This window comes from Chryseobacterium sp. CH21 (assembly GCF_004119445.1).
Taxonomy (GTDB): Bacteria; Bacteroidota; Bacteroidia; order Flavobacteriales; family Weeksellaceae; genus Chryseobacterium.
The window spans coordinates 112932-128847 of sequence record NZ_QICI01000036.1; the positions used below are offsets into that span (position 1 = coordinate 112932).

General features: G+C 37.2%; 15 protein-coding genes and 1 pseudogene. 7 read left to right on the forward strand and 9 right to left on the reverse strand.

What is annotated here, in order from left to right:
* Window positions 1-11: 11 nt before the first annotated feature.
* On the reverse strand, window positions 12-2459 hold the full coding sequence (gene thrA, locus BOQ62_RS06580) for a bifunctional aspartate kinase/homoserine dehydrogenase I (RefSeq protein ID WP_129038111.1): 2448 nt from the start codon (window positions 2457-2459) through the stop codon (window positions 12-14).
* 59 nt (window positions 2460-2518) lie between these two features.
* Here thrA and BOQ62_RS22405 point away from each other — a divergent pair, with 59 nt between their 5' ends.
* The 5 genes from BOQ62_RS22405 (at window position 2519) to BOQ62_RS06595 (ending at window position 3705) form a co-directional block, all read left to right on the forward strand.
* Entirely contained in the window at window positions 2519-2683 is a 165-nt protein-coding gene (locus BOQ62_RS22405; protein ID WP_164976698.1) for a hypothetical protein, read from the forward strand.
* Between the two features lie 109 nt (window positions 2684-2792).
* The gene (locus BOQ62_RS06585; RefSeq protein ID WP_129038112.1) at window positions 2793-2987 is read left to right on the forward strand and encodes a bacteriocin-like protein; all 195 of its coding nucleotides are present in this window, start codon (window positions 2793-2795) and stop codon (window positions 2985-2987) included.
* Between the two features lie 51 nt (window positions 2988-3038).
* On the forward strand, window positions 3039-3209 hold the full coding sequence (locus tag BOQ62_RS22410; protein WP_156121586.1) for a bacteriocin-like protein: 171 nt from the start codon (window positions 3039-3041) through the stop codon (window positions 3207-3209).
* Window positions 3210-3267: 58 nt separating this feature from the next.
* The gene (locus tag BOQ62_RS06590; RefSeq protein WP_129038114.1) at window positions 3268-3465 is read left to right on the forward strand and encodes a bacteriocin-like protein; all 198 of its coding nucleotides are present in this window, start codon (window positions 3268-3270) and stop codon (window positions 3463-3465) included.
* Between the two features lie 36 nt (window positions 3466-3501).
* A complete protein-coding gene (locus tag BOQ62_RS06595; protein ID WP_129038116.1) occupies window positions 3502-3705 on the forward strand; it encodes a bacteriocin-like protein in 204 nt (67 codons plus the stop codon).
* Window positions 3706-3762: 57 nt separating this feature from the next.
* Here BOQ62_RS06595 and BOQ62_RS22415 read toward each other — a convergent pair whose 3' ends face one another.
* The 4 genes from BOQ62_RS22415 to BOQ62_RS06610 form a co-directional block, all read right to left on the reverse strand.
* Window positions 3763-3924, reverse strand: a complete 162-nt coding sequence (locus BOQ62_RS22415; RefSeq protein WP_164976699.1) for a bacteriocin-like protein — start codon at window positions 3922-3924, stop codon at window positions 3763-3765.
* Between the two features lie 51 nt (window positions 3925-3975).
* Complete coding sequence (gene nadA / locus BOQ62_RS06600) at window positions 3976-4995, reverse strand: quinolinate synthase NadA (protein WP_034694934.1); 1020 nt, start codon at window positions 4993-4995, stop codon at window positions 3976-3978.
* Between the two features lie 111 nt (window positions 4996-5106).
* On the reverse strand, window positions 5107-5673 hold the full coding sequence (gene gmk, locus BOQ62_RS06605) for a guanylate kinase (protein WP_129038118.1): 567 nt from the start codon (window positions 5671-5673) through the stop codon (window positions 5107-5109).
* Window positions 5674-5758: 85 nt separating this feature from the next.
* Window positions 5759-6616 carry a YicC family protein gene (locus BOQ62_RS06610; protein ID WP_129038120.1) on the reverse strand — a complete coding sequence of 286 codons (858 nt, stop codon included), beginning with the start codon at window positions 6614-6616 and terminating at the stop codon, window positions 5759-5761.
* A gap of 185 nt (window positions 6617-6801) precedes the next feature.
* Here BOQ62_RS06610 and miaA point away from each other — a divergent pair, with 185 nt between their 5' ends.
* The gene (gene miaA, locus BOQ62_RS06615; protein ID WP_129038122.1) at window positions 6802-7722 is read left to right on the forward strand and encodes a tRNA (adenosine(37)-N6)-dimethylallyltransferase MiaA; all 921 of its coding nucleotides are present in this window, start codon (window positions 6802-6804) and stop codon (window positions 7720-7722) included.
* 238 nt (window positions 7723-7960) lie between these two features.
* Here the strand turns inward: miaA and BOQ62_RS06620 are convergent, their stop codons facing one another.
* The 4 genes and pseudogenes from BOQ62_RS06620 to BOQ62_RS06635 all read right to left on the reverse strand — a co-directional run bounded on the left by BOQ62_RS06620 (window position 7961) and on the right by BOQ62_RS06635 (window position 14887).
* Complete coding sequence (locus BOQ62_RS06620) at window positions 7961-9373, reverse strand: efflux transporter outer membrane subunit (protein ID WP_129038124.1); 1413 nt, start codon at window positions 9371-9373, stop codon at window positions 7961-7963.
* A gap of 172 nt (window positions 9374-9545) precedes the next feature.
* A pseudogene (locus BOQ62_RS06625) lies at window positions 9546-12726 on the reverse strand (efflux RND transporter permease subunit).
* 40 nt (window positions 12727-12766) lie between these two features.
* Window positions 12767-13927 carry an efflux RND transporter periplasmic adaptor subunit gene (locus BOQ62_RS06630; RefSeq protein WP_129038126.1) on the reverse strand — a complete coding sequence of 387 codons (1161 nt, stop codon included), beginning with the start codon at window positions 13925-13927 and terminating at the stop codon, window positions 12767-12769.
* Between the two features lie 363 nt (window positions 13928-14290).
* Window positions 14291-14887, reverse strand: a complete 597-nt coding sequence (locus BOQ62_RS06635) for a TetR/AcrR family transcriptional regulator (RefSeq protein ID WP_089689792.1) — start codon at window positions 14885-14887, stop codon at window positions 14291-14293.
* A 310-nt stretch (window positions 14888-15197) separates the two neighbouring features.
* Between BOQ62_RS06635 and BOQ62_RS06640 the strand changes: the two genes are divergently transcribed.
* On the forward strand, window positions 15198-15752 hold the full coding sequence (locus BOQ62_RS06640) for a thioredoxin family protein (RefSeq protein ID WP_129038128.1): 555 nt from the start codon (window positions 15198-15200) through the stop codon (window positions 15750-15752).
* Window positions 15753-15916: the final 164 nt, after the last annotated feature.

Sequence of the window (15916 nt, forward strand, 5' to 3'; positions counted from 1 at the left end):
AACTGTATTTTTTAAATAGAACGAATAATGTCTGCAAAAACTCCACTTGCTGTCACTTCAGCACCGGCACCGGCACCTTTTACAACTAAAGGCTGTTCGGAATATCGTAGTGTTTTAAAAATAACGATATTGTCTTTGCCGTAAAGATGGAACAGATCACTTTCCGGAGCGATATGCTGTAATCCTACTTTTGCTTTTCCGTTTTCAAATTGTGCGACATATTTTAATATTTTACCTTCGTTTTTTGCTTTAATTAATAAGTTCTTAAAATGTTCTTCATACGCAGTTAGTTTATCGTAGAAGCTCTCAACGTTTCCTTGCATACATTCTTCAGGGAGAAAACCGATGTTTTCAATTTCATCAAACTGAAGGGGATGTCCTGCTTCCCTTGCCAGAATTAAAATTTTTCGTGCGACATCTGTTCCGGACAGGTCAAGTCTTGGATCTGGTTCTGTATAACCTTCTTTCTGAGCCTGAGCTACTACTTCAGAAAATGTTCTGCTTCCATCATACTCATTAAATACGAAATTCAAAGTTCCACTCAGTACAGCTTTAATAGATTGAATCTTGTCTCCACTTTTAATGAGATCGTTGATGGTTCCTATTACCGGAAGTCCTGCTCCTACATTGGTTTCAAAATAGAAGTTGCAGCTATGGTTTCGGGCTGTGTTTTTTAATACCTTATACTTTTTAAAATCTGAAGAAGCTGCTATTTTATTACAGGCAACGATATTAATACTTCTGTTTAATAAGCTTTCATACACTTCAGGAACATCAGGACTTGCCGTTACATCAACGAAAACAGAATTTCTAAGGTTTCTTCTGATAATTTCATCAGCGAATTCCCTGGCAGAGGCTTTCTCACCCTTCTGATCCCAGATAAGACAGTTTTCTTTTGATAGTCCCTGATCGGAAAATACCATATAACGACTGTTGGAAATTCCTGCAATTCTCAGATTGATTAAAAAGTTTTCTTTTAAATAGCCATTTTGATCATAAATCTGCTGAATCAGTTTTGAGCCAACATTTCCGGTTCCACAAATGTAGAGGTGAATTTGTTTAACTTCAGATTCAAAAAATTCTTCGTGGAGTACATTTACTGCTTTTTTACTGTCTTTTTCTGAAATGACAATACTGATATTTCTTTCCGATGATCCCTGAGCAATCGCTCGTATGTTGATTCCGTTATTTCCGAGACATCCGAACATTTTTGCACTCACACCACTTCTGCTTTTCATGCTTTCTCCTACCAAAGCCACAATGGAAAGCTCTGTTTCAATTTTTACAGCATACACTCTTTCCAGATTGATATCATCGGCAAAAGAAGAATTGATGGCATATTCTGCACGCAAAGCTTCTTTTTCTTCAATAGCAATGGTGATAGAATGTTCTGATGAACCTTGAGTAATCAGGATTACATTTATTTTTTCATGACTCAGACACTGGAAAAGTTTTGCTGAAATACCAGGAATTCCTACCATACCGCTTCCTTCCAATGTGAGCAGAGCAATATTGTTCATGTTTGAAATCCCTACTGCGATCTGTTTTTCATTGTCTGAAGATTTCAGCTGATGTGAAATGAAAGTTCCCTGTGCATCAGGATCAAAAGTATTTTTGATGATCAGGTCTATATTTTTTACCATCACAGGCTGAATGGAAGGAGGATAAAGTACCTTTGCTCCAAAATGAGACAGTTCCATTGCTTCATGGTAAGATATTTCTGAAATAGGTTTAGCATTGGAAACAAGACGTGGATCGGCAGTCATCATTCCGCTTACATCCGTCCAGATCTGAAGTTCTTCTGCATGAACTGAGGCCGCAATGATAGATGCAGTGTAATCAGAACCTCCTCTTCCTAATGTTGTTGCATTATTTTTTTCGTCATTGGCTATAAAACCAGGACCTATGATGATGCGGTTCTGATTTTCATTCAGAAAATTGAGAATATTTTTTTCTGTGCATTCAAAATCTACTTTTGCGTGGGTGAAATTACTGTCCGTTTTGATCAGCTCTGCAGAATTCATCCACATGCAGTCTAATCCTTCATGCTGGAGTCTTGCTGCTATAATTTTTGATGACAGAAATTCCCCATAAGAAGCTATCTTATCTTTTATCCTGTCTGTCAGCTCACCAAGTACAGCGATTCCGTTGCAGAGGTCTTCGATATCGTTGAAATGCTTTTTTACAAAGCTTAACCATGAACTTTGTTCTGTGATTGGGAAAAGCTCTTTCACCAGACTGATATGTTTTTCTTCAAGATTCTGAACAGTCTGAATATAGCTCTCATCTTTTACGGATGCATATTCTGCCACTTTGATCAACTGATCAGTAACGCCGTGTAGAGCTGATAGAATAACAACAACTTTACTTTTTGAAGATTCGCTTTTTATGATGTTTTCCACCAGTAAGATATTCTGAGAATGGGCGACTGACGTTCCGCCGAATTTTAAAACTTTCATCAATTATTTTTTTGAAGTTGGATAAAAAGAAGTGGTTACTCTTTAAAAAAAGAGCACGGGTGCCGGAAATAATATGTGAAAATTTACCCCGTTATGGGGTAGTTGTTGTAGTTGTGAATGTAGAAACGGAAGATATGCCTGAAATAGGTGATTTCAGGACAGAAATATCAGATATGTTTCTTAAAAAATTCATTGTAACAGAACAAATGTACAAATTATTTTGAAACAACCAAGTTTTTAACATAATAAAATATATTTCCTTTTTTAGAGATATATTTGGTGTAATTGATTAAAAATCTTACATTTATAATGTTAACTAATAACGAAATAATCATGAAAAATTTAAAGAAATTAAACCGTCAAAATCTGAAATCAATCAGTGGAGGTAATGTAAACAATTGTTTTGAAAACTGTCCTGCCGGACCTTACGGACCAGGTGAGCCAAGATCTTGTGCTGATTATTATGCTTTACCCGAATGCTGTAAAGGAAGAGTATTGGTAAGCTTTGAATGCTTTGGTCCTAATTAATTTGAACAATACAATTCATTGTTATTCAAGAAATACTAAAATTATTACCATATGAAAACAATTAAGAAATTATCAAGAGAAGATAAGAAAAATATCAAGGGAGGTTTCACTGATATTCAGATTGAAGCATGTGGTGGAGAGCAATTTGTCTGTTTCCGAGGAGGTGGAAAATGGGGTTGCTGGCTAAAGCCGGGAGGTACTTGCTATGCACCGATGCTTTAAGCATTGACGGATTTCATCTAATGACAACGATCAAAATTTAATTTAAAATAAAACTACCATGAAAAATTCAAAAAAATTAAACAGAGAAAGCTTAAGAGCTATTGTTGGAGGTGGAGGAGACGAGTGTGCTGTAGATCTTGACTGTGGGCCAAAAGGCTGTGCTGTATGTACAGATTTAAAAGGGCGTAAAGTTTGTCTTTACTTTTTCCCTTATGATCCATCCATCCCAGGTAGCTGCCCAATTCTGGAAGCTTAATGAAAAATCAAAATTAAAAATTTAATTAAAACGACTATGAAAAATTTAAAGAAATTAAACAGAAAAGAACTTCAAACATTGCAGGGAGCAGGTCCTGCTACATGTACAGGATGTCCTAAGAATACTACTTACGGAAATAATCCTGGTGATGCTCCATGTGAGGCTTTTCAGATGCTTCCTGACCGTTGTAAAATGTGTGTTATTGTAGATATGTCATGCGTGAGCGGAGGAGTGTCTTAAATACTATCTGTTTTAATTGCAATAAAAAGCACTGTTTTTCACAGTGCTTTTATTTTATTAACTGTTATCGGGGATATACATTCCTCTTGGTACGCAGATCAATTCTCCATTGCATCCTAAACCGCAGGTTTCATGTATTTTGCAGTTTAAGCTACAAGTATAACTGCCTCCGTTTACATTTTTAAGACTTCTTCTGTCTAATTTTTTTAGATTTTTCATATTTATTATTAGTTTGAATGCTAATATAATAAATAATGAGTAACAAAAAAATTATTTTATACTCTTTGAAAGATCAAGCATGGCTTCAATAGGTTTCAATGCTTTTAATCGTAATTCTTCGTCGATAAGAATTTCAGGAAGCTCATATTTCATACATAAATACAGTTTTTCCATGGTGTTGCGCTTCATGTAGAAACATTCTGAACAGTTACAGCTTTCGTCAAAAACTAAGGCAGGAATCAGTTCTTTGTGAGGTGCACGTTTTCTCATTTCGTGAAGGATACCTTCTTCTGTAGCAATGATGAATTTCTGACAGTCATCTTTTTCTACATAGTTCAACAGAGCAGAAGTAGAACCGATGAAGTGAGCGAGTTTCAAAACGGCTTCTTCACTTTCAGGGTGCGCAATAAGTTTAGCATCCGGATTGTCTGCCAATTGCTGTGCTATTCTTTCCATTGAAAATGCTTCGTGTACTACACAGCTTCCATCCCAAAGGATCATATCACGTCCTGTTTTCTTAGACAAATATCTTCCCAGGTTTTTATCCGGTGCGAAAATGATAGGTCTGTCTTTCGGAAGGGCTTCAATCACTGTTTCGGCATTGGAACTTGTTACGATGATGTCACTTTCTGCTTTAGTTTCTGCGTTACAGTTGATGTAAGTGGCAATTAAAGCATTCGGGTGCTGTTCACGCATTTTTCTCAATCCTTCTCCGGAACAACCGTCTGCCAAAGAACATCCAGCCATGGTATCGGGAAGAACTACTTTTTTAGTTGGATTTAGAATTTTAGCGGCTTCTGCCATGAAATGTACTCCACAGAATACGATCATATCAGCATTGGTATCTTTTGCCTGTCTTGCCAGCTGTAAAGAATCTCCGAGGAAATCAGCGATATCCTGAATTTCTCCGGGCTGGTAATAATGGGCAAGGATCACCGCATTTTTTTCCTCTTTCAGTTTAAGAATGGCTTTCACCAGTTCTTCTCCCTGAGGAATAGCAATATCTTTTATATCCAGAAATCCTCTGACAGGAATTGCAGATTTAGCTTTTTCTAATGTTTCGGTACTCATATCAACCTCAATTTTTTCTTTTATAGAAGTTAGAGATTAGAAACTAGAGGTTAGTATAAAATGAGGATAATTTTCCTGACACTAAAAAAACTAACTTCTAATTTCTAACTTCTAGTTTCTTTCTATAAAACTTTTTATTAAACTTTCTATTTCTATTTTAGCTGCATCAAGATCTTCATTAATCACGATCTTGTCAAACTCGCTGGCGTAGGTCATTTCTTCTTCTGCCTTTGCTACACGGGTTTTTATGGTTTCTGCATCATCTGTATCTCTGGAGATCAATCTTCGTTCCAATTCTTCAATGGAAGGTGGTTCTATAAAAATAGACAGTGCTTTTTCACCGAAATATTTTTTAAGCGAGATACCTCCTTTTACATCTACATCAAAAATAACTACTTTACCCTGCTTCCAGATTTTTTCTACTTCAGATTTTAAAGTGCCGTAATATTTGTCAGTATATACTTCTTCATATTCTACAAAAGCGTCTTCAGAAATTTTTTGTCTGAATTCATCAGGTGTCAGAAAATGATAGTCCACTGCATGAACTTCACTTCCTCTCGGCTGTCTCGTTGTGCATGAAATTGAAAATTCCAGCTCAGGAAATGTTTCCAGTGAATGCTTTACCAATGTAGTTTTTCCGCTCCCTGATGGTGCTGAAAATATAATTACTTTATCCATTTTTTTTGGTTTCGGGTTACGGGATTCGAGTTGCGGGTTGTTTTTTAAAAATGATCATCACGCATCTCGTACCTCGTATCTATCGTTACAATACGTTTAACGTTTGTTCTTTTATTTTTTCAAGGTCATCTTTCATCATCACAACCAGTTTCTGGATTTCTGCGTGATTGGCTTTAGAACCAAGGGTATTAATCTCTCTTCCGATTTCCTGAGAAATAAAGCCCAGTTTTTTTCCATTGAAAGATTCATTGTCCATCACCTCTTTATAATATTTCAGGTGCTGGGCAAGTCTTACTTTTTCTTCAGAAATATCAAGCTTTTCTGTGAAATAAGCCATTTCCTGGTAGAAACGTGTTTCATCCACATTTTCGAATTCTTTCAAAGATTTCTGATAACGCTCTTTCACGCTTACAATTCTTTCTTCTTCAAAAGGAATCACTTCTCCAAGATACTTGTCGATATTCTGAATATTTCTGTTTAATTCTTCATGCAGAATACTGCCTTCAGTTTTTCTGAATTCTTCGAATTTGTCAACGGCATTGTGAACAATTTTAGCCAAAGCTTCCCACTCACCTTCTGTCAATTCGTCAGGTCTTGAAGTGATGGCATCTGGAAGTCTTACCGCCATTTTAAGGTATTCGAAATTGGGGCCGTCAGAAGCTATGTTTTTAAGTTCGTTGATATAAGAGTCAATTAAGTTTTTATTAATTTTTACATCATTGGACTCTTCAAGATTCTCAATATTAACGTAGCAGTCTACTTTTCCACGGATAATTCTATCGTTAAGAATTTTTCTGATTTCAAATTCTTTTTCTTTATAACGCAAAGGAATTTTAATATTCAAATCAAAGCTCTTACTGTTCAGAGATTTAATATCTATAGTAATTTTTTTTCCTTCAAAAACATCTTCGGCTCTACCGAATCCGGTCATTGATAAAATCATAGTTTTTTATTGTTCTACAAAGATAAACATTTAAGTCTATAATTATACTAATGTTGAATGGCTGGACGATGAAGGCAGGAAGCGGGAAGATTGTTGTGAATATAAATGAGATCTAATTTTAACTTCCAGCCTCAGACTTCCATCTTCCAGCAAATTAAATGAGCTCATTTTCGTAAATTAGCGCTGTGAAAAAGAAAAATTTAATTTCTGTTGTAGGCCCCACCGGAATTGGTAAAACGAAATTGGCGATTGATTTGGCTCAACATTTCAATACGGAGATTATTTCTTGCGATTCCCGTCAGTTTTTTAAAGAAATGAAAATAGGAACGGCAGCGCCTTCGGAAGAAGAATTGGCTGGTGCACCTCATCATTTTATCGGAAATCTTTCAGTGAAAGACTATTATTCTATCGGGCAATATGAAGAAGATGCGCTTCAAAAACTCAATGAACTTTTCGTCACTCATGATACCGTAATTCTTGTTGGCGGAAGCATGATGTATGAAAAAGCAGTGATAGAAGGTCTGCATGATCTTCCGGAAGCGAATTTGAAAAACCAGGAGAAACTTCAGGCTATCATGGAGCAGGAGGGGATAGAAAAACTTCAGGAAATTTTACAAGAACTTGATCCCGAGTATTTCAGCGTGGTGGATATTCACAATCACCGCCGACTATTGAGAGCCATTGATATTATCTGGCAAACGGATAAAAAATATTCTGAACATATTTCGGTTTCTCAAAATGGAAGAGATTTTAATGTAATCAGAATCGGAATAGAAGCTCCAAGGGAAGAGTTGTATGACAGAATCAACCGCAGGGTAGATATTATGATGGAAAACGGATTGCTAGATGAGGTAAAAGGTCTTGAGAAATTCAAAGATTTGACGGCTTTAAATACGGTAGGCTATGCTGAGCTTTTCAAGTATTTTGACGGAGAGTGGGATCTTGATTTTGCAGTTTCAGAAATTAAAAAGAACAGCCGAAGATATGCGAAGCGCCAGCTGACATGGTATAGAAAGGCGGATGATATTCATTATTTACAGTTGGGATATTCTGAAAAAGACTACGAAGAGTTGCTGAAATGGATTGCGGAGGAGTTTGAAAAGTAATCGCTTCTAGCTTTTAAATAGAGATTCCTACGGAATGACATAGTGTGCGGGAAAACTAAGCGCTTAGTTTGTCATTCTGACGAAGGAAGAATCTCATAGATTGTTTTTAGAGATTCTTCATTCCACTTTGTTCCATTCAGAATGACAGTACAGATGGTAATTAATTAGGGCGTTTTTATACTGAAAAAAATGCGGCTCTGAAAAGAACCGCATCTTAAAACAAATATAATTTAATTTACTACTTCCAACCGCCGCCTAAAGCTCTGTATAAATCTACAATGCTGCTTAATCTCTGTCTTTTAATGGAAGCCAGATTCAACTCTGCCTGTAGGGAATTTCCCTGTGCTGTAATTACTTCCAGGTAATTGGCTGAACCTCCTTTGTAAAGAAGTTGTGCACTTTTAATTCCGTCTTTTAACGTGGTAGATTGTTCTGTTGCCTTCTGTTCCTGAACTTTTAAATTTTCATTGGAAACTAAAGCATCAGAAATTTCTCCCACCGCATTTAATACTGACTGACGGAATGCCAGAACATTTTTCTCTCTTTGAATTTTTGCTACTTCCAGATCTGTTTTTAATTGTCTTTTCTGGAAAATAGGCTGGGTAATTCCTCCTAAAACTGATCCGAATAACGATGCCGGAATCTGAAACCAGTTGTCAAATTTGAATGAGTTTACTCCTCCGTTGGCTGTAATCTTCAATGCAGGATACATATTGGCCTGAGCAATTCCTACCATGGCATTGGATTCTAATAAAACCAATTCCTGCTGGCGTACATCCGGTCTGCGGCTTACCATAGCTGCCGGAAGCCCTGCGGAAATATTCTGAGGTAATGAAGTATCAGACATTTCAATGGTTCTGTTTACTTTATTAGGAAGTTCCCCTGTCAGAATACTCAATGCATTTTCTTGAATAGCAATATTTTGTTCCAGCTGGGCAATCAGAAGTTCTGTTGCCTGTTTCTGTGCTGATGCCTGCTGTACTCCTAAAGAAGTGTTATCCCCACTTTCCCACATTTTCTGTGTAATCAGTAGAGTATTGCTGCTCAGTTCCAGATTGGATTTTGCAATAGCCAATTGTCTGTCAAGCATTAACAGGTTATAATATCCCTGCGCAATAGCGGCTACTACCTGAGTCTGAACTGCTTTTGAACCTTCATAGGTCTGAAGATACTGCATTCTTGAAACTTCCTGCTGGTTTTTGATTTTTCCCCAGATGTCGGCTTCCCATGAAAGGTTGAAGGCTGCGTTATAGTCTTCAACATGGCTTGAACCTAAAAATAAATTTAAGCTTTGTCCGTTCATACTGTTTTTGGAAGGTCTTGAAATCTGTCCGCTTACTCCGAAACCAACGTCCGGATATTGCATATATTTTGCCTGTTTCAGTTTTTCCTGTGAAGCAGCTACCTGCTTTAGGGCAATCTGAAGGTCATAATTATTTTTAATTCCTTTTTCAATCAATCCCTGTAAAATGGGATCGCTGAAAAACTGTTTCCACTCCAGATTGGCTATACTGGCAGTGTCTGCAGTGGCGGTGTACTGGAACTTTTCCGGAAGTGGAAGCTCAGGCTCCGTGTATGCCAGTTTAGACACACACGATACAGAGCCGATGGCCAGCACAAATGTTAGAATAATATTTTTAACTCTTTTCATAGTTTTTAAACTTTTAATTGAATACAAAACTTAGAGAGGTTTTTGTTAAGGCAAAAATTGTCTTTAGTAGGAGAAAAATAGTTAGCTTTTGTAAACCATTAAGAACAGGCAGGTAAATAGGTAAACCTATGATCTTAAAATTTTCTCTAAGTTTTTGTCATTCATTTTTTTATTAGTGACTAGCAGCTAAAAGTTCTTCCTCCATTTGTTTTTTCAGAAGTCTTTTCTTTTTTCTGCTTGGCATTTTTTCATGCAGATACTGGAATACTACGTACATTACCGGAATGATAAAAATCCCGAAGATTACTCCTGTAAGCATTCCACCTACGGTACTGTAACCGATAGAGTGGTTGCCTTTTGAAGAAGCACCTTGCGTCCATACCAATGGAAGCATTCCCACGATAAAGGCAAAAGAGGTCATTAAGATTGGTCTTAAACGTAATCTTGATGCCTGAAGTGCAGATTCTATCAATGTTTTACCTGCTTTTCTTCTCTGTACAGCAAACTCCACAATCAGGATGGCATTCTTGGCCAATAGTCCGACCAGCATGATTAATCCTACCTGAACATAAATATTGTTATCAATTCCAGCTAATCCCGTGAATGCAAATACTCCGAAAATTCCTGTAGGAATGGTAAGAATAATAGCAAATGGAAGGATATAACTTTCATATTGTGCTGCCAGTAAGAAGTATACAAACAGGATACTTAAGAAGAAGATAAATGAAGTTTGTCCACTTGTTTTGATCTCTTCACGGGTAATCCCTGTCCATTCATATCCATATCCTCTCGGAAGGGACTGCTGAGCAACTTCTTCTACTGCTTTGATGGCATCTCCGGTACTGTAACCAGGTTTCGGAGTTCCGTTAATTGTTACGGCGTTGAAAAGGTTGTTTCTTGTTACCGTTTCAGGACCGAAAGATCTTTTTAACGTTACCAGAGTTTTGGCAGGAACCATTTCTCCTGATTTATTTTTTACATAGATTCCTTCTAATGAATTAACATCTGTACGGTAAGGAATATCGGCCTGAGCCATTACTCTGTAATATTTCCCAAATCTGTTGAAATCCGATACAAAGCTACTTCCGAAATAAATCTGCATCGTCTGCATCAGTTCTGTTACAGAAACACCTAATTGATTGGCTTTATCAGTATCCACATCAATAGTGTATTGAGGGTTTCCAGCTGCATAAGTGGTAAAGGCGAAAGCAATTTCAGGTCTTTTCATCAGCTCTCCGATGAACTGTTGAGTGGTTGTTCCCAATTGTTCAAAAGAACCGTTTGTTTTATCCTGAAGCATGAATTCAAATCCGGAAACGTTACCGAAACCTTGTACAGTAGGGAAGTTGAAGAAGAATGCGTTGGCATCTTTCACCTGGCTTACCTTACCTGTCAACGTTGCTGCAATCTGATCCGGGTCTTTCATCTCACCACGTTTGTCATAATCTTTAAGTTTGATGAAACCTGCAGAATATGGGGAAGCGTTGGCATTACTGATGAAGTTCATCCCATCTGCTACCCAAAGGTGGTTGGTTGCTTTTTCACCGTTGATGATTTTATCAATTTGGGCTGTCGCTCTGTGCGTTCTTTCTAATGAACTTCCCGGAGGAGTATTCACTGCATACAAAACAAATCCCTGGTCTTCAGTAGGAATAAATCCTGACGGTGCTTTTTGATCAAAATATACTTGCTGCTGTAATGACAACAAGACCTCCTATCGCAACCCATTTGTTTTTAATTAAAAACTTGAGGCTATAGATATATTTTCTCGTCATGCTGTTGAAGCTGGCATTGAAAGCATTGAAGAATCTTGCTCCAAAACCTTTTTTATGACCGTGCTCTCCATGTTCTCCCTGAGGATCATTTAAGAACATGGCACATAATGCCGGACTCAATGTCAATGCGTTTACTGCAGAGATTAAGATGGCAATCGCTAATGTGAATGCAAACTGTCTGTAGAAAACTCCCGCAGGTCCCTGCATAAATCCAACCGGAATAAACACGGCACACATTACCAATGTAATGGAAATAATGGCTCCTGAAATTTCACTCATCGAGTGCATTGTAGCATGTTCTACAGGCATTCCTGTCTGTTCCATTTTAGAATGGACGGCTTCTACCACCACAATCGCATCATCTACCACAATACCAATGGCGAGTACCAATGCAAATAAAGTAAGCATGTTGATACTGAAACCAAATAGCTGCAGGAAGAAGAAGGTTCCGATAATAGCTACTGGTACGGCAATAGCCGGAATTAATGTAGATCTGAAATCCTGAAGGAAAATAAATACTACAATAAATACCAATACGAAAGCAATAACAAGCGTTTCCACAACCTGATGGATAGAAGCATCCAGAAAGTCTTTGGAATTATACATGATAATAGGTTTCACTCCTTTTGGAAGGGTGGTTTCCATTACTTTTACCTGCTTTTCGATTTCTGTCAGGATTTCGTTGGCATTAGAACCTGCAGTCTGTAAGATCGCAAATCCGGCAACCGGTTTTCCGTCTACTCTGTTGGTGGCGGTATAGGTATAAGATCCAAACTCTACTCGTGCAACATCTTTTAATCTTAAGAAAGAACCATCACTGTTCGCTTTGATAGCGATATTTTCATAGTCTTCATTCTTGTTCAGTTTTCCTTTATATTTAAGGATATATTCGTAAGTTTCCTTACTTCCTTGTCCAAGACGCCCCGGAGCTGCTTCAAGGTTGTGATCTTTAATAGCTCCCAAAACTTCCTGTGGAGAAAGATTGTTAGCCGCCAGACGATCCGGTTTCAGCCAGATTCTCATGGAATAATCCCTTGTTCCGAATACCTGAGCCTGTGCAACTCCCGGAATACGCTGTATCTGTGGAATTACGTTGATCTTCAGGTAGTTTTGAAGGAATAATTCATCGTATTGTTTTTCATTTTCACTGGTTAATCCCATGAACATGATCATACTGTTCTGAACTTTCTGGGTTGAAATCCCGGCTTGTACTACTTCCTGAGGCAGCTGGCTCATTGCTTTTGATACACGGTTCTGTACGTTTACTGCAGCATTGTCAGCATCTGCTCCCTGCTTGAAGTACACACTAAGTGTCATAGTACCGTCATTGCTGGAATTGGAAGTCATATAGGTCATATTCTCAACCCCGTTCACTGCTTCCTCAATAGGTGTGGCCACCGAACGGGCTACCACCTCAGCATTAGCTCCAGGATAGAATGCCGTTACCTGAACGCTCGGAGGAGCGATGTCCGGAAAGAGGGCAATTGGTAAATTAAAGAGAGACAAAGCTCCCAATAATAAAAGTATTATGGAGATGACCGTTGAAAGGACCGGTCTTTCTATAAATTGTTTTAACATAAGAAGTTTATTTTTTTAAGTCTTCTGTATTCTGATAGAACTATAATGGTTTCGCTTTTAATAAGCTGTCAGAAGAAATATTTTTCGGTCTGATGGATGCACCGTCTTTTAAGCTTCCAATCCCTGTGTATACGATTTTTTCTCCACGGGAAAGTCCTTCAGAAATAAAGTAATAGCCATCCGTTTTTCCAGATATTTTAATAGGTCTTCCCATTACTTTTTTATCTTTATCCATTACATATACATAGGTTTTATCCTGAATTTCGAATGTAGATTCCTGCGGAATAACTACTGCATTCGAGATCAGTTGAGGCATACGCACTCTTCCTGTATTTCCGGTTCTTAAAGTTCCGTTGGCATTAGGGAAAACGGCACGTACACTGATGGCTCCGGTAGTTTTATCAAACTGTCCGTCTACAATACTTAATCTTCCTTTTTCAGGATAAGTACTTTCATCAGCGATGACAAGATCTACCATCGGCATATTTTTCAGCTTTTCTTCTAAGCTTGCTCCCGGATATTTGTTTTGGAAAGCAATGAAGTCAAGCTCGCTCAAAGAGAAATACGCATAGATTTCACTGATATCAGATAATAAAGTCAATGGATTTGGGTCTGTTCTTGAGATCAGGCTTCCTTTTTTGTAAGGAATTCTTCCGATATAACCACTTACAGGAGCTGTAATTGTTGTAAATCCTACATTGATTCGGGCACTTCCTACAGAGGCTCTGGCTTGTGATGCAGCAGCAACGGCCGCTTCATAATTGGCTTTTGCAGTTTTAAGCTGTACATCAGAAACAACTTTTGCAGCAACCAATGGCTGAAGTCTGTCTACTTCCACTCTTGCTTTTTGAATGTTGGCATTCGCAGCCTGAAGATTGGCCTGAGCCATATTCATCTGCTCACCGTAGCTTCTTGAATCTATTTTAAATAATGGTTGTCCTGCTCTTACATAAGCACCTTCTTCTACATAGATTCTATCCAGGTATCCGTCTACCTGAGATCTGATTTCTACGTTGTTTTTCCCTTCCAGAGCAGTTGGGAATTCCTGATATGTAGTAGCGGGTGATGTAATAACGGTATAAACCGGAAGTTCTGGAGCTGGAGGTGCGGCATTGGTTCCTTCTGCAGCTTTTGTGCAGCTCTGTAAAAGAATTATACTTGCAATAAGTACAATAAACCTTGTTTTTCCAGGTAATTTCATTGTTGGTTTAATTTTTTTAATGAAGTGTTAGAGGTAAGTAAAGTGTTTTGATAAATGCTGTATTTTTTCCTAACAGTGTTAATAATTAGTTCAAAAAAATTTACAGAATTTTTAATGTCCGATAAGGTCGATTGTTTCCATAATTGAAAATTGTTTTAATGTATTGAAGTGTATAATGATGGTGTAAGGTGTGTTAATTTTACTAACAGTGTTAATTTATAAGCAAAAAATGACTAATTTTAACAACTGAATTCTATGAATGGTTCCATAAATGATTGCGTTTTTAATCAGGAAAAACAGAATAATTTAAATTAATTCAGTGTTAAATTTCCTAACGGTGTTAATTTTTAATTCAAAAAAAATTTACAAAGACTTAATAAAAGCCGAAACAGTTTCGTCCAATGTAGTCTTATTCATTGTTGAAGGGATATCAGCTGTACGCATCATCATAATAGAGATCATTCCGTGTACGGCAGAAAACAGAGCGTGAGACATATGGCAGGCATTGTCCGGATTGGATCCGTTTTTCTTTATAATCTCATAAGTGCATTCATAGATAAGCTCCTGAAATGATGAGAATTCCTTTTTCATCTGACCTTTTCCGCAACACTGCATTCCAAGACCAAACATAAGCTGGTAATATTCCTTGTTTTTAAAAGCAAAGTTCCAGTATGCATCCACAATGGCAACAAGCTGCTCTTCCGGAGTACTGTGTTTCTGCTGAGCTTTTAATAATTCTATATGTAACTTATGGAAGCCATCTAAAGAAATTTCAAATAGGATAGCTTCTTTATTTTCAAAATAATCATATACCACGGGGGCACTATACTCAATAGCGTCTGCTATCTTTCGCATAGAAAGTGATGCCCAGCCTTCAGTTTTAGCCAAAGTAAAAGCAGCCTGCAAAATATTTGCACGGATGGATTCTTTTTCTCGTTGACGGCGTTCATGTAGACCCATGATATTTATTTACTAACAGCGTTAGCAAAACTACAAACTTTTTAATATAACTTCCAAAGGATATTATACATTTAAATTTAAAAGATAGTTAATGGAAGATCTTACTCATTGGGCTGGATGTAGGATAAATGGGGGCTGGAAGTTGGTTTGGATTAAAAAAATCCATTAATAGAATTTGACTATAACTATTTTTGAGGGCTAAAAATCTTCCCACCTCCAGCATCCATCTTCCTTACTTTATTAAAAATGAAAATGTCTTCTTCCTAATTAATAAAAGAAATATCTATCTTTGCGATAAAGAAAAAAGGATATGAATACTCCCTCAAATATGCTGGCATTAGGAACAAAAGCACCGTTTTTTGAACTTCCTAACCCGTCAAAAACGAATGAACTTCAGTCTTTGGATGAGCTGAAAGGAGCAAAAGGAACTTTGGTGATCTTCATGTGCAACCACTGTCCGTTTGTTCTTCATGTGATCGACAAGATCAATGAATTATACGAAGATTATAACGAACGTGGAATTGAATTTATCGCTATTAATGCTAATGATATTGAAAAATATCCTGCAGATTCTCCGGAAAAAATGATCGAATTCCAAATTGAAAGAAATTTTGATTTCCCTTATTTATTTGATGAAAGCCAGGCTGTAGCTAAAGCTTACGAGGCTGCTTGTACACCTGATTTTTATTTCTTTGATGATAAACTTGATCTTATATACAGAGGTCAGATGGATGATTCAAGACCTGGGAATAATAAAGATGTTACAGGTGAAGACCTTATTATTGCTTTTGAAAATCTTTTGGCTGGAGAAGCTCAGGAAGAAATTCAAAGACCTAGTATGGGATGTAATATTAAATGGAAATAATGATATAATGAGTGGTTGAAAATTTATAATCTTCATCTATAAATATAAAGCTGTTCTTTTTTAAGAACAGTTTTTTATGCAATCCTGTTTGCATTGTTCAAAATATTCAATAGTAAACGTCATTCACACTTGTTTACTGATTTCCTTAACCGGGCCTTACTATC